Annotated in this window: 15 protein-coding genes; 1 reads left to right on the top strand and 14 read right to left on the bottom strand. The window is 60.2% G+C overall.

Annotated features, from left to right (window positions below):
• Positions 1-138 precede the first annotated feature (138 nt).
• On the top strand, positions 139-480 hold the full coding sequence (locus tag C8E02_RS16150; protein ID WP_120812500.1) for a hypothetical protein: 342 nt from the start codon (positions 139-141) through the stop codon (positions 478-480).
• Positions 481-589: 109 nt separating this feature from the next.
• Here C8E02_RS16150 and glmU read toward each other — a convergent pair whose 3' ends face one another.
• From glmU to mnmG, 14 genes are all read right to left on the bottom strand, one after another.
• Complete coding sequence (gene glmU / locus C8E02_RS16145) at positions 590-1954, bottom strand: bifunctional UDP-N-acetylglucosamine diphosphorylase/glucosamine-1-phosphate N-acetyltransferase GlmU (protein WP_120812497.1); 1365 nt, start codon at positions 1952-1954, stop codon at positions 590-592.
• Between the two features lie 113 nt (positions 1955-2067).
• On the bottom strand, positions 2068-2490 hold the full coding sequence (locus C8E02_RS16140) for a F0F1 ATP synthase subunit epsilon (protein WP_047968188.1): 423 nt from the start codon (positions 2488-2490) through the stop codon (positions 2068-2070).
• 15 nt (positions 2491-2505) lie between these two features.
• Complete coding sequence (gene atpD / locus C8E02_RS16135) at positions 2506-3900, bottom strand: F0F1 ATP synthase subunit beta (RefSeq protein ID WP_047968189.1); 1395 nt, start codon at positions 3898-3900, stop codon at positions 2506-2508.
• A gap of 42 nt (positions 3901-3942) precedes the next feature.
• Positions 3943-4809 (bottom strand): F0F1 ATP synthase subunit gamma, encoded by an 867-nt coding sequence (gene atpG, locus C8E02_RS16130; RefSeq protein ID WP_047968190.1) that lies wholly within the window; start codon positions 4807-4809, stop codon positions 3943-3945.
• A 44-nt stretch (positions 4810-4853) separates the two neighbouring features.
• Positions 4854-6395 (bottom strand): F0F1 ATP synthase subunit alpha, encoded by a 1542-nt coding sequence (atpA, locus tag C8E02_RS16125; protein ID WP_120812494.1) that lies wholly within the window; start codon positions 6393-6395, stop codon positions 4854-4856.
• Positions 6396-6403: 8 nt separating this feature from the next.
• Positions 6404-6940, bottom strand: a complete 537-nt coding sequence (locus C8E02_RS16120; RefSeq protein WP_047968192.1) for a F0F1 ATP synthase subunit delta — start codon at positions 6938-6940, stop codon at positions 6404-6406.
• Positions 6941-6947: 7 nt separating this feature from the next.
• Positions 6948-7418: a F0F1 ATP synthase subunit B gene (locus C8E02_RS16115; protein ID WP_047968193.1), complete on the bottom strand. Its 471-nt coding sequence runs from the start codon at positions 7416-7418 to the stop codon at positions 6948-6950.
• A 49-nt stretch (positions 7419-7467) separates the two neighbouring features.
• The gene (gene atpE / locus C8E02_RS16110) at positions 7468-7755 is read right to left on the bottom strand and encodes a F0F1 ATP synthase subunit C (RefSeq protein WP_047968194.1); all 288 of its coding nucleotides are present in this window, start codon (positions 7753-7755) and stop codon (positions 7468-7470) included.
• A 63-nt stretch (positions 7756-7818) separates the two neighbouring features.
• Complete coding sequence (atpB, locus tag C8E02_RS16105) at positions 7819-8631, bottom strand: F0F1 ATP synthase subunit A (protein ID WP_047968195.1); 813 nt, start codon at positions 8629-8631, stop codon at positions 7819-7821.
• A 10-nt stretch (positions 8632-8641) separates the two neighbouring features.
• Positions 8642-9145, bottom strand: a complete 504-nt coding sequence (locus C8E02_RS16100) for an ATP synthase subunit I (RefSeq protein ID WP_245961180.1) — start codon at positions 9143-9145, stop codon at positions 8642-8644.
• A complete protein-coding gene (locus tag C8E02_RS16095; protein WP_120812489.1) occupies positions 9096-9953 on the bottom strand; it encodes a ParB/RepB/Spo0J family partition protein in 858 nt (285 codons plus the stop codon). Before C8E02_RS16095 ends, C8E02_RS16100 begins: the two co-directional genes overlap by 50 nt.
• A gap of 2 nt (positions 9954-9955) precedes the next feature.
• Positions 9956-10747 (bottom strand): ParA family protein, encoded by a 792-nt coding sequence (locus C8E02_RS16090; RefSeq protein ID WP_047968198.1) that lies wholly within the window; start codon positions 10745-10747, stop codon positions 9956-9958.
• Positions 10744-11370: a 16S rRNA (guanine(527)-N(7))-methyltransferase RsmG gene (gene rsmG, locus C8E02_RS16085; RefSeq protein WP_120812486.1), complete on the bottom strand. Its 627-nt coding sequence runs from the start codon at positions 11368-11370 to the stop codon at positions 10744-10746. The genes C8E02_RS16090 and rsmG overlap by 4 nt, the downstream gene beginning before the upstream one ends.
• 106 nt (positions 11371-11476) lie before the next feature.
• Positions 11477-13369, bottom strand: a complete 1893-nt coding sequence (mnmG, locus tag C8E02_RS16080; protein ID WP_120812484.1) for a tRNA uridine-5-carboxymethylaminomethyl(34) synthesis enzyme MnmG — start codon at positions 13367-13369, stop codon at positions 11477-11479.
• Between the last annotated feature and the right edge of the window lie 195 nt (positions 13370-13564).

Genomic DNA, 13564 nt, shown 5'->3' with positions numbered 1-13564 from the left:
GCCTCATGCCCAGCAAGCTATATGAACCGGAAATGCACGCAAGCGGTTTGCCCTGTAGCCTATCGTTTGGCATAGTTCGCATCGCCACATGATGAAAGGTGGAAAGTTGGCCGCCACCGTGAAGAAAGGAATAGCGTGATGAAAACCTGGTTGGTCATGACCAGTCTGTTGCTGGGCTTATCAGCCCATGCCGAAACCCAAGCTCTCGATCTGTTTACCGGCACGCTGGAAAAGAACGGCAGTGAGTGGATGTTAAAGCGCTGTGACATAGCCAAAAGCCGCTATCTGCTACGCAATACCAATGGCGAGGCTAGCGGTGTCGAAGCATTGCTGGCCCTGCAGAATACAAAGCCGAATGAGGTGATCACGGTCGCGCTGCTGGCCAGCTATCATGCACAAGATAGTCAGCACAGTCTGCACATTGCCAGCGTGCAGGGGCGGAAACAGGGCAGCTGTCATCTTGATGCCTTGTTTGACTGAGACCCCCTGATCGCGGACAGGCCTGCGGCCAACCATGACGGGCTGTAAAGTACACCAGAACAAACAGCCCTGCAGCAAGCTGCAGGGCTGTCAGGGTTTCAGCCGATCATCAATTCTTCTTCTGCGGGCGCTGCCAGCCCGGTACCGTCAGCTGCTTGGCGCGCGCCACGGTGAGCTGGCCGGCGGGCGCGGTCTTGGTGAGCACCGAGCCGGCGCCGATGGTGGCGCCCTCTTCCAGCGTTACCGGCGCGACCATCAGCGTGCCGGAGCCGACGAACACGCCGTCGCCGATCACGGTGCGGTACTTGTTGACGCCGTCGTAGTTGCAGGTCACCGAGCCGGCACCGATATTGACCTTGCTGCCGACCTCGGCATCGCCGATATAGCTCAGGTGATTGACCTTGGAACCGATGCCGATAGTGCTCTTCTTGATCTCGACAAAGTTGCCGACGTGCACATGTGCGGCCAACCTTGCACCCGGGCGCAGCCGCGCATACGGCCCGATGCGGCAGCCCTCGCCCACCACTGCGTCTTCCAGGTGCGAATACGGCGCGATGCGGCTGCCGGCGGCGACGGTGACGTTCTTCAGCACGCAGTAGGCGCCGATCTGCACATTATCACCCAGGCTTACCTGGCCTTCGAACACGCAGCCGACGTCGATGCTGACATCCTGGCCATGCTGCAGTTCGCCGCGTACGTCGATGCGCGCCGGATCGGCGAGGGTGACGCCGGCGGTGAGCAGTGCCCGCGCCTGGTTCAGCTGCAGCTGACGCTCCAGCTCGGCCAGCTGCCACTTGTTGTTGACGCCGGCGGCCTCCCACGAGGCGGCCACGGTGACACCGGGCACCGCCAGACCATCGGCCACCGCCAGACCGATGACATCGGTCAGGTAGTATTCGCCTTGTGCATTGCCGTTCTTCAGCGCGCCGAGCCAGCCGACGAGGCGCTCGTTGGGCAGCACCAGCATGCCGGTATTGATTTCGCGGATCGCCTTCTGCGCTGCGCTGCAATCCTTGTCTTCCACGATGGCGACGATCTCGCCGGCGGCGTTGCGCACGATGCGGCCGTAACCACTGGCATCCGGCAACACGTCGACCAGCAGCGCCATGCCCTGCTCCGCCACCGCCAGCAACTGCTGCAGGGTCGCCAGCGTGGTCAGCGGCACGTCGCCGTACAACACCAGCGTGCGGCCAACCTTGGGCAGGTGCGGCAGCGCCATTTTCAGCGCGTGGCCGGTGCCCAGTTGCTCGGCCTGCAGCGCCCAGGCGATATCCGGGTCCTGGATCTGTTCACGCACCTGCTCGCCGCCGTGGCCGTACACCACCACGATCTTGGCCGGCTGCAACTGGCGGGCGGTGGCGATCACGCGCGCCAGCATCGGCTGTCCGCCGATCGGGTGCAACACCTTGGGCAAGGCCGAGTACATACGCTTGCCTTTGCCGGCAGCCAGAATGACAACGCTGAGAGAGTCCATGCAACAGTCCAGATAATGACAATAGCCAGGCGGCGAGTCTGCCTGTCTATCCAGAAATGAAAAAGGCTGTCACCGGAGTGACAGCCTGAACTATACAGCAAACGCTGACGCGCTTAGTGCACGCGCTTGCGCAGATACTCCAGTGCCTTGAGCTGGGCAATCGCAGAAGCCAGAGCAGCTTGTGCTTTCGCCGTGTCTTGATCACTGGCCGCATGCTTGAGGGCATCCTCAGCAGTACGCTTGGCTTCTGCCGCACGCGCTTCATCGAGATCCTCACCGCGAATCGCCGTATCCGCAAGAACCGTGATGTGGTTAGGTTGCACTTCCATCATGCCACCCGATACCGCCACCAGCACTTCTTCCTTGGAACCAGGCACTGTCAAACGCAACAGGCCTGGCTTGATACGGGTCAACAGCGGCACGTGACGTGGATAGATACCGATCTCGCCTTCCTGAGCCGGTGCCACCAGAAATTCGGCTTCACCAGAGTAGATCTGCTGTTCGGTACTGACCACTTCCACATGCATCTTGGCCATTAGCCCTCTCCTTGATTAAAGGGTCTTGGCTTTCTCGACAGCTTCGTCGATGGAGCCGACCATGTAGAACGCTTGTTCCGGCAGATGGTCGTACTCGCCGCTGATAATTGCCTTGAAGCCCTTGATCGTTTCCTTCAGCGGAACGTATTTGCCCGGCGAGCCGGTAAACACTTCTGCCACGTGGAACGGCTGGGACAGGAAACGCTGGATCTTACGCGCACGGTATACGGTGAGCTTGTCTTCTTCAGACAGTTCGTCCATACCCAGAATCGCGATAATGTCACGCAGTTCCTTGTACTTCTGCAGGGTAGTCTGCACGCCGCGGGCAACGCTGTAGTGCTCGTCGCCAACAACCAGCGGATCCAGCTGACGGGAAGTCGAATCCAGTGGGTCTACCGCAGGGTAGATACCAAGGGAAGCGATGTCACGCGACAGCACCACGGTTGCGTCCAGGTGGGCAAACGTTGTGGCAGGAGACGGGTCGGTCAAGTCATCGGCTGGAACGTAAACGGCCTGGATGGAGGTAATCGAACCATCCTTGGTCGAGGTAATACGCTCTTGCAGACGGCCCATTTCTTCGGCCAGCGTCGGCTGGTAACCCACTGCGGAAGGCATACGGCCCAGCAGTGCGGATACTTCGGTACCGGCCAGTGTGTAACGGTAGATGTTGTCCACGAAGAACAGCACGTCACGGCCCTTGCCGTTTTCGTCCTTCTCGTCGCGGAAATGCTCGGCCATGGTCAGACCGGTCAGCGCTACGCGCAGACGGTTGCCTGGCGGCTCGTTCATCTGGCCGTACACCATTGCCACTTTGTCCAGAACGTTGGAGTCTTTCATCTCGTGGTAGAAGTCGTTACCTTCACGAGTGCGCTCACCAACGCCGGCAAACACGGACAGACCCGAGTGTGCCTTGGCAATGTTGTTGATCAGTTCCATCATGTTAACGGTCTTGCCGACACCGGCACCACCGAACAGACCCACCTTACCGCCTTTGGCAAACGGGCACAGCAGGTCAATAACCTTGATGCCAGTTTCCAGCAGTTCAGTAGCGGAGGACAGTTCGTCGAACTTCGGCGCAGTCTGGTGAATGGCGCGAACGGATTCGCTAGCCACCGGACCTGCTTCGTCAACCGGATTGCCCAGTACATCCATGATACGACCGAGGGTGGCAGCGCCAACCGGTACCGAAATCGGTGCGCCGGTATTGGTGATCGCCATGCCACGCTTCAGGCCGTCAGAGCTACCCATCGCGATGGTACGCACGACGCCGTCGCCCAGCTGCTGCTGGACTTCAAGCGTCAGATCTGCGTCAACCAGCTTCAGGGCATCATAAATCTTTGGCATGGCGTCGCGTGGGAATTCCACGTCAACCACCGGGCCAATGATTTGTACGATTTTGCCTTGGCTCATTATCGGTTCCTAACTCAATAAACTTTTACAGTCCTGCGACGGTTATACCGCAGCGGCACCAGACACGATCTCGGACAGCTCTTTGGTAATTGCTGCCTGACGCGACTTGTTATACACAAGACGCAGTTGCTTGATCGCATTACCCGCGTTATCGGTTGCAGCCTTCATGGCGACCATACGGGCGGCTTGCTCGGAAGCAATGTTTTCCGCCACGGACTGGTACACCACGGACTCCAGATAACGCTTCACCAGGAACTCCATCACGTCAGTGGCATTCGGCTCGTAGAGGTAGTCCCACGAATGGGTGTGCTCCGATACCATATGCTCGTCGGTCAACGGCAACAGTTGTTCCAGGGCTGGCTCCTGCTTCATCGTGTTGATGAAACGGGAATACACGATATAAACCGCATCCAGTTCGCCTTCAGCATACTGTTTCAGCAGTACTGTAAGCGGGCCGATCAATTTTTCCAGCTTGGGCACATCGCCCAGCTGAACCGCACTTGCCACAACGTTCAGTTTGGCACGCTGGCATGCTGCAAGGCCTTTCTGGCCGATGGCGCAGACGTCAACTGCGACATCTTGCGCTTGCAGTTCGCTGACTTTGGCATAAAAGCGCTTCAGGGTATTGGCGTTCAAGCCACCGCAAAGGCCTTTGTCCGAAGTGATCAACAGAATACCAGCACGCTTGATAACGTCACGACGTGCAAGCAGTGGGTGCTCCAGATCCGTGTTGGCCGAAGCCAGGTGCGCCATAACGGAGCGCACCTTCTCGGCGTAAGGACGGGCAGCGCGCATACGCTCTTGCGTTTTGCGCATCTTGGAGGTTGACACCATTTGCATAGCGCGGGTGATCTTCTGCGTGTTCTGCACGCTTCGGATCTTGGTGAGAATCTCTTTACCGACTGCCATATCCCGAACCTTTCTTTAACTCGAGGTTGTCCGAAAGACTCAGTTTAGAAACTGTAGCCAGCCTTGAACGACGCGATCGCCGAGGCCAGTACTTTTTCGTTGTCGGCAGACAGGTCACCGCTCGCATCCGTTGCAGCCAGTACGTCAGCATGGTTGGCGCGAACATAGGCCAGGAAGGCGGCTTCGAAAGCCAACGCGCTCTTCACCGGCACATCTTCGTAGTAACCCTTGTTCACCGACCACAGTGTCAGCGCCATTTCGGCGGTCGACAGGGTCGAGAACTGCTTCTGCTTCATCAGTTCGGTAACCACTTCACCGTGCTGCAGCTGCTTGCGGGTTGCTTCGTCCAGGTCGGAAGCAAACTGCGAGAACGCAGCCAGTTCGCGATACTGGGCCAGTGCCAGACGAATACCACCGCCCAGCTTCTTGATGACTTTGGTCTGAGCTGCACCACCCACGCGCGACACCGAGATACCGGCGTTGATCGCAGGACGGATACCGGCGTTGAACAGGTCGGTTTCCAGGAAGATCTGACCGTCGGTAATCGAAATCACGTTGGTCGGAACGAAGGCGGAAACGTCGCCAGCCTGGGTTTCGATGATCGGCAGCGCGGTCAGCGAGCCGGTTTTGCCTTTGACGGCGCCACCAGTCAGCTTCTCTACCTCGTCCTCGTTGATGCGGGAAGCGCGTTCCAGCAGACGGGAGTGCAGGTAGAATACGTCGCCAGGATAGGCTTCGCGGCCCGGTGGACGACGCAGCAGCAGCGAGATCTGACGGTAGGCAACGGCCTGTTTCGACAGGTCATCGTATACGATCAGCGCATCTTCACCGATGTCGCGGAAGTATTCGCCCATTGCGCAACCGGAGTACGGGGCAATGAACTGCAGCGCAGCAGCTTCGGAAGCGGTCGCGGCAACCACGATGGTGTGGGCCAGCGCGCCGTGTTCTTCCAGTTTGCGAACCACGTTGGCGATCGACGATGCTTTCTGACCTACGGCTACGTAGATGCAGACAACGCCGGTGCCTTTCTGGTTAACGATCGCGTCCAGTGCGACAGCGGTCTTGCCTGTCTGACGGTCGCCAATGATCAGCTCACGCTGACCACGGCCAACCGGCACCATGGCGTCGATCGACTTCAGGCCGGTTTGCATAGGCTGCGAAACGGACTGACGGGCAATCACGCCCGGAGCAATCTTTTCGATCGGGGAGGATTTGGTCGCGTTGATCGGACCTTTACCGTCGATCGGCTGACCCAGCGCGTTTACCACGCGGCCAACCAGCTCAGGACCTACCGGCACTTCCAGAATGCGACCGGTACATTTAACTTCCTGACCTTCGGAGATGTGCTCGTACTCGCCCAGGATCACGGCACCAACGGAGTCACGCTCCAGGTTCATGGCCAGGCCAAAGGTGTTGCCCGAGAACTCGAGCATTTCACCCTGCATCACGTCTGCCAGGCCATGGATACGAACGATACCGTCGGTTACGGAGATCACGGTACCTTTGGTACGCGTCTCTACACCTTCGGACAGGTTCTGAATCTTCGCCTTGATCAGGTCACTGATTTCAGAGGGGTTCAACTGCATGATCTCTCCTAATTCTTGAGGCTTGCCGCCATTGCGTGCAGTTTGCCGCTCACAGACGCGTCAATCACGTCATCACCGATCAAAATGCGTACGCCGCCGATAAGCTCGGCAGCTTCGCGCACTTCAATTCGTACGGTCTTGCCATACTTCTTGGTAAGCGCGGCGATCAGATCGGTTTGCTGAGCTTCGGTCAGCGGGAAAGCCGATTCGACGACTGCGTCGACGACTCCCTCGGACTTGGCTCGGAGCTGTTCAAACTGGCCAGCAATTTCCGGTAACAATGTCAGACGGCGGTTTTCGATGAGGGTGACAACAAACTGCTTGATGTCATCACTGCCACGTTCACCCAACACGTCCAACAACAGCGCCTCAACCTCTTGCGCGGTATGTTTCGGGTTGGTGACCACCTGGGCCACGTCCGGGTTTGTCACCATGGCAGCCAGCCACGCGAGCGCTTCAGACCATTTGGCCTGCGACTGCTGCTCGGCGGCCAAGCTGTATACCGCTTCGGCATAGGGCCTTGCTACGGTAATAAGTTCTGCCATGAGTTGTTTAAAACTCCGCTTTGATGGAAGCTAACAGATCAGCGTGCTTGGCTGCATCGATCTCTTTGCGCAGGATCTTTTCCGCGCCGCTCACGGCCAGGGAGGCAACCTGCTCACGCAGCGACTCCTTGGCACGCAAAACTTCCTGATCGATTTGGGCCTTCGCGTCCGCCACCAGCTTTGCACCTTCGGTGCGAGCTGCGTCCTTGGCTTCATCCACGATCTGGTTGGCACGCTTTTCAGCGGCCAGGATCAGCTCGGTAGCTTGTTGTTTTGCCTGACGAAGTTCGTCAGCAACGCGCTTTTCGGCTGCTTCCAGATCCTGTTTGCCACGCTCTGCAGCGGCCAAGCCATCAGCAATACGCTTGGCACGCTCGTCCATCATGTTGGTAAGCGGAGGCCAAACAAACTTCATGGTGAACCATACCAGGATAGCGAACGTGATCGCCTGGCCTAGTAGTGTTGCATTGAATTCCACGCTTGTTTTCCTCCAGTGGGGTTACGACAACAACCGCTTGCGTTAAAAATTAAGCGCCAGCTTTAACAGCAGCGATAGCCGCAGTCAGGAACGGGTTGTTGAAGGTGTACAGCATGGCAACACCCACACCGATCATGGAGATCGCGTCAAGCAGACCGGCGATAATGAACAGTTTGGTTTGCAGAACAGGGATCAGCTCAGGTTGACGAGCGGACGATTCCAGAAACTTACCACCGAGGATGGCAAAACCCAGGGCAGTACCAATCGCGCCAAGACCAATGATCAGGGCTGCGGCCAGAGCGGTCATCGACTGGATCTGAGAAACGAGAGCTTCCATTTAAATCTCCTAAAGACTAAGTGCAAGGATGGTTTGAAAAAAGGTACTAAGAAAATCGTTAAATCAGTGCTTCTCGACCGCGAGGCTGAGATACACGATGGTCAGCATCATGAACACGAAGGCCTGCAGGGTGATCACCAGGATGTGGAAGATCGCCCATGGCGCGCCCAGAATCCACTGGAACGCCACTGGCAGCAGTGCAATCAGGATGAAGATCAGTTCGCCGGAATACATGTTACCGAACAAACGAAGTGCGAGAGAGATCGGCTTGGCGGCCAGTTCAACCAGCTGGAACGCGAAGTTGACCGGAGCCAGGATGATGGTCATCACCAGACCTTCGGCATGGAACGGCGCGGTGAACAGCTCCTTGGTCCAGCCACCCAGGCCCTTGGCGGCGATGGAGAAACCGATGATGCACAGCATCACCGACAGCGACATCGCGAAAGTGGCGTTCACGTCGGCGGACGGTACCACGCGCAGGTAAACGTGAGCCGGGTCGGCGCCGAAGAAGGTGTGACCGATCCACTGCGCCACCATCGGCAGCAGGTCAACCGGCAGCAAGTCCATGGTGTTCATCAGGAAAATCCAGCAGAAGATGGTCAGCGCCAGCGGGGCGATGACTTTGCTCTTGGCATGGAAAATCTCTTTTACCTGGGTGTCGACCATCTCGACGATGGTTTCGACGAACATCTGCAAGCGACCCGGGTTTTCCATCTTGGCGTTGCGTGCCACGGAGGCAAACACGGCCAGGAAAATGAAGCCGAGGATCAGCGATACCGAGAAGGTATCGAGGTGCAGGGTCCAGAAGCCGCCTTCGTGCGATGACTTCCAGAACGTCAGGTGATGCTGGATATATTCAGTTGCGTTGCTTGCCATTGCTTTGGTCTCAATTTTTGATCAGAAGCCCGAACCAGTACGCGGAAGTGGCAGCGATAAAGCCACCAAACAATCCCGGCACCAATAAATCCTTGAAAAACAAAAGCACACCACCAAATAGGAGCAGTGTCAGTATAAATTTTGCCGCGGCGGCGCGGTAATGGCTGCGCATGATGGCCGCCGGATCGCCACGCTGCACGGCACCGGTGATGCGGATGTACACCAGCGCCGGGATGATGGCGCACAGGCCACCCAACAACACAGACATGGCGGCATTCAGCGGCGCTTCGGCAACCACCAAGCCAACCAGCATGGCAAGCAGCGTCAGTCTGAGCTGAATGCGGACTACGCGTTTGGCGTCTGGATTAATCATGTCTGAATCGTAAAAAATCGGACGATTATAGGCTTGACGTGACGAAAGCGTCAACTTTGCTTCGTTCCGCTGTTTATGGCCAAAAGCCGGCTCACAACTTTGATTTTGCTTGCAGTTTTTCCAGCAGCCGGTCAAGTTCATCCAGATTTGCATATTCGATGATCAGCTTGCCGTTGCCGCGCGCCGCATTGCGCAAACTGACGCTCATGCCCAGCTGTTCGGACAGCGTTTCCGCCAGCCGGCGCACGTCGGCATCCTGCCGTGCCGGCGCGGTTGGCTTGCGGCCAACCTTGCCATCCTGCTGTTGCGCTTTTTGCTCCACCTCGCGCACGGTAAGACCGTCGGCGGCAATCTGCTGCGCCAGGCTGATCTGTTCCAGCACCGGCAGCGGCAACAGTGCCCGGGCATGCCCCATTTCCAGGCGACCATCGTGCAGCATCTGCTGCACCGGCTCCGGCAACGCCAGCAGCCGCAGCAGGTTGCTGACCGCGCTGCGCGAACGGCCGACCGCCTCGGCGGCAGCCTCGTGGGTGAGGGCGAACTCGTCGATCAGCCGCTTCAGGCCACGTGCCTCCTCGATCGGGTCCAGCTCCTGACGCTGGATGTTCTCGATCAGCCCCATCGCCAGCGCCGCTTCGTCGGAAACACTGCGGATTACCGCCGGAATCTCGGCCAGACCGGCCTTGCGACTGGCACGCCAGCGGCGCTCACCGGCGATCAGCTCGTAGTCGCCGAGGCCGACCTCGCGCACCACCACCGGCTGGATCACGCCCTGGGCGCGAATCGAGGCCGCCAGCTCTTCCAGTGCGGTGTCGTCGATCTGGCTGCGCGGCTGGTATTTGCCGGGACGGATGCGTTCGATCGCCAGCGCGGTCAGGCGGTCGTCAACGGATTCGACAGTGGAGAGCAGCGCGTCAAGACCGCGGCCCAGTCCTTTGAGTTTGGCCATCTTTATTGTTCTGCTGTGGTTGTTTGCGGTTCGAGACGGGCAGTCAGCTCCGCCGCGAGGGCGATGTAAGCCTGGGCACCGCGGGCGTTGCGATCGTAGATCAGTGCCGGCAGGCCGTGACTGGGCGCCTCCGCCAGGCGGATGTTGCGCGGGATGACGGTATCGAACACCTTGTCGCCGAAGTGGCGCGCCAGCTGTTCCGACACCTGTTGCGACAGGTTGCTGCGGGCATCAAACATGGTGCGCAGCAGGCCCATGATCTCGATTTTCGGATTGACCGCCAGCCGCACCTTGCGCAGGGTGTTGACCAGGTCGGTCAGCCCTTCCAGCGCGTAGTATTCGCACACCATCGGGATCAGCACGCCCTGCGCCGCCACCAGCCCGTTCAGCGTCAGCAGGTTCAGCGACGGCGGGCTGTCGATCAGGATGTAGTCGTAGTTGGCCGCCACCTGTTCCAGCGCGTTCTTCAGCCGCGCCTCGCGCGCCAGCTCCTGCATCAGCTCGACCTCGGCCGCCGACAGGTCGCGGTTGGCCGGCAACACATCGTAACCGCCCTGCTTCGCCGGCTGCACCACCTCGGCCACCTCGTGCTCGGCCAGCAGCACGTGGTAGACCGAGCGCGACAACGCGCTCTTGTCGATGCCGCTGCCCATGGTGGCATTGCCCTGCGGGTCGAGATCGACGATCAGCACCCGACGCCCCTGCTCGGCCAGGCTGGCCGCCAGGTTGACCACGGTGGTGGTTTTGCCGACGCCGCCCTTCTGGTTGGCGACCGCGATGATGCGTGCCGTCATTTGGCGACGACGCGCACGAGGTGGCGCTCGGCATCAAGGCCGGGCACGGAGAGCGGCAGCACTTCGGACACCGCGAAGTCTTCCGGCAGCTGCGCGATTTCTTCGTACGGGTACACCCCCTTCATCGCCACGAACTGGCCGCCGTCGGCCAGCAGGTGCTTGGACAGCTTGACGAATTCGGCCAGCTCGGAGAAGGCACGGCTGGTGATGCGGTCGAACTTCTGCGCCGGCTGGTAGGCCTCGACGCGGTCGGTGATCACCTCCACGTTCGGCAGCTTCAGCTCAATCACCGCCTGGCGCAGGAAGGTGGTTTTCTTGTGGTTGGCATCCAGCACCATCACCTGCAGGTCCGGGCGCGCGATCGCTGCCGGGATGCCGGGCATGCCGCCACCGGAGCCGACGTCGAGCAGGCGCGTGCCGCCGGCCAGGTGCGGCACCAGCGTCAGGCTGTCGAGCAGGTGGTAGCTGACCATGCGCTCTTCCTCGCGGATGGCGGTCAGGTTGTAGGTCTGGTTCCATTTGGCCAGCAGGCCCAGATAGCCCTCCAGCAGAGTGATCTGCTCCGGCGTCAGCTCCAGGCCGATTGCGGCCAACCCTTGGGTAAGTTCTGCGTGGTGCGTCATGATGAAGTGGGCAATGATTGGAAACGAATAGCCCGATTGTAACGGGTATCAAAAACAAATGCGCCCCGAAGTCGGCACTCCGGAGCGCAGTGCAGCAATTTGGCGCTCAGGCGCCGTGACGGGCGTCACTGAAGCCGCGCTTGAGGTGCACCAGCAGCAGCGCGATCGCGGCCGGGGTGATGCCCTGGATGCGCGAGGCCTGGCCCAGCGTCTCCGGGCGATGCTGGTTGAGTTTCTGCGACACTTCCTTCGACAGCCCCTTCACCAGCGCGTAGTCGATGTCCAGCGGCAGCCTGACGTCGTCGAGCTGCTCGCGCTTGGCCACTTCCTCGTTCTGGCGGTCGATGTAGCCCTGGTACTTGACCTGGATCTCCACCTGCTCCGCCACCACCTCGTCCGCCACGCCCTCCCCCGCCTGCGACAGCGTCATCAGCTGGCGATAGTTGACGTTGGGGCGCTTCAGCAGGTCGTGCAGACTGTACTCGCGCGCCAGCTTCTGCCCGAACATCGCCTCGTCCTCGCCCGGCTGCAGCTTGCCCGGGTGCACGTAGTGCGTGGCCAGGCGCTGCTTTTCCGCCTCGACCGCGTCGCGCTTGTGGCAGAACGCGTCCCACTGCGCGTCACCGACCAGGCCCAGCTTGCGGCCAACCTCGGTGAGACGCAGGTCGGCGTTGTCTTCGCGCAGCTGCAGGCGGAACTCGGCGCGGCTGGTGAACATGCGGTACGGCTCGGACACGCCCATGGTGGACAGATCATCCACCAGTACGCCGAGATAGGCCTCGTCGCGGCGCGGGCACCAGCCGGCCTGTTCGCGGGCGAAGAGGCCGGCGTTGAGACCGGCCAGCAGGCCCTGCGCCGCCGCTTCTTCATAGCCGGTGGTGCCGTTGATCTGGCCGGCGAAGAACAGACCGTGGATGGCCTTGGTTTCCAGCGTCGACTTCAGCCCGCGCGGGTCGAAGTAGTCGTACTCGATCGCGTAGCCGGGGCGCAGGATGTGCGCGTTTTCCAGGCCGGGAATGGAGCGTACCGCCGCCAGCTGGATGTCGAACGGCAGGCTGGTGGAAATCCCGTTCGGATAGTATTCGTGCGTGGTCAGGCCTTCCGGCTCCAGGAAGATCTGGTGGCTGTCCTTGTCGGCGAAGCGGTTGATCTTGTCCTCGATCGACGGGCAGTAGCGCGGGCCGACACCTTCGATCACGCCGGTGAACATCGGGCTGCGCTCGAAACCGCTGCGGATGATGTCGTGGGTGCGCTCGTTGGTGTGGGTGATCCAGCACGGCAGCTGCTGCGGGTGCATCGCGCGGCTGCCGCGATAGGAGAATACCGGCTCCGGGGTGTCGCCCGGCTGCGCTTCCATCACGCTGAAATCGATGCTGCGGCCGTCGATGCGCGGCGGGGTCCCGGTCTTCAGGCGGCCGACCGGCAGACTCAGCTCGCGCAGGCGCTCACCCAGCGTCGACGCCGCAGCATCGCCGGCGCGGCCGCCGCTGTAGTTTTCCAGCCCGACGTGGATCTTGCCGGAAAGGAAGGTGCCGGCGGTGAGTACCACGCTCTTGCCGCGGAAGGTGATACCGATGGCGGTGATGGCGCCGGCGACACGGTCGCCCTCGATCAAGAGGTCGTCCACCGGCTGCTGGAACAGGGTCAGGTTGGGCTGGTTTTCCAGCATCTCGCGGATCGCCGCTTTATATAACACGCGGTCGGCCTGGGCGCGGGTGGCGCGTACCGCCGGGCCCTTGGAGGCGTTGAGGGTGCGGAACTGGATGCCGCCGATGTCGGTGGCCAGCGCCATCGCGCCGCCGAGCGCGTCCACTTCTTTTACCAGATGACCCTTGCCGATGCCGCCGATCGACGGGTTGCACGACATCTGCCCCAGCGTCTCGATATTGTGGGTCAGCAGCAAGGTGTTGCAGCCCATGCGCGCGGCCGCCAGCGCGGCTTCGGTACCGGCATGGCCGCCGCCCACCACGATCACGTCAAAGGTCGTCGGATAAATCATGAAATGCCCGCCTGCTAAATAAGACCGTGAGCCGTTGCCGCCGTGCCGCCACCGTATCAAGGTTGGCCGCAACCGGCAGCACCTGCCCGGCTATGGAAAGAACCGGACATTGTAACCGAAATCCGCCACCGCGGCTAAGCCGTTGATTTTCATCACCCTGACTGTCATCAGGGTTTCATCGCCCGGTCACCCACC

Origin of the sequence: Vogesella indigofera (assembly GCF_003633895.1) — a bacterium.
Taxonomy (GTDB): Bacteria; Pseudomonadota; Gammaproteobacteria; order Burkholderiales; family Chromobacteriaceae; genus Vogesella; species Vogesella indigofera.
Note: the sequence above shows the minus strand (reverse complement) of the source record. Positions and strands in the feature narration are given on the sequence as shown.

Coding starts and splice junctions, on each gene's coding strand:
- C8E02_RS16095 (WP_120812489.1), bottom strand. CDS start 9,953: ATGGCCAAACTCAAAGGACTGGGCCGCGGTCTTGACGCGCTGCTCTCC.
- rsmG (WP_120812486.1), bottom strand. CDS start 11,370: ATGACGCACCACGCAGAACTTACCCAAGGGTTGGCCGCAATCGGCCTG.
- atpB (WP_047968195.1), bottom strand. CDS start 8,631: ATGGCAAGCAACGCAACTGAATATATCCAGCATCACCTGACGTTCTGG.
- mnmG (WP_120812484.1), bottom strand. CDS start 13,369: ATGATTTATCCGACGACCTTTGACGTGATCGTGGTGGGCGGCGGCCAT.
- C8E02_RS16100 (WP_245961180.1), bottom strand. CDS start 9,145: ATGAACTTGACCGGCTGCTGGAAAAACTGCAAGCAAAATCAAAGTTGT.
- C8E02_RS16090 (WP_047968198.1), bottom strand. CDS start 10,747: ATGACGGCACGCATCATCGCGGTCGCCAACCAGAAGGGCGGCGTCGGC.
- C8E02_RS16120 (WP_047968192.1), bottom strand. CDS start 6,940: ATGGCAGAACTTATTACCGTAGCAAGGCCCTATGCCGAAGCGGTATAC.
- C8E02_RS16150 (WP_120812500.1), top strand. CDS start 139: ATGAAAACCTGGTTGGTCATGACCAGTCTGTTGCTGGGCTTATCAGCC.
- atpA (WP_120812494.1), bottom strand. CDS start 6,395: ATGCAGTTGAACCCCTCTGAAATCAGTGACCTGATCAAGGCGAAGATT.
- atpG (WP_047968190.1), bottom strand. CDS start 4,809: ATGGCAGTCGGTAAAGAGATTCTCACCAAGATCCGAAGCGTGCAGAAC.
- atpE (WP_047968194.1), bottom strand. CDS start 7,755: ATGGAAGCTCTCGTTTCTCAGATCCAGTCGATGACCGCTCTGGCCGCA.
- atpD (WP_047968189.1), bottom strand. CDS start 3,900: ATGAGCCAAGGCAAAATCGTACAAATCATTGGCCCGGTGGTTGACGTG.
- glmU (WP_120812497.1), bottom strand. CDS start 1,954: ATGGACTCTCTCAGCGTTGTCATTCTGGCTGCCGGCAAAGGCAAGCGT.
- C8E02_RS16140 (WP_047968188.1), bottom strand. CDS start 2,490: ATGGCCAAGATGCATGTGGAAGTGGTCAGTACCGAACAGCAGATCTAC.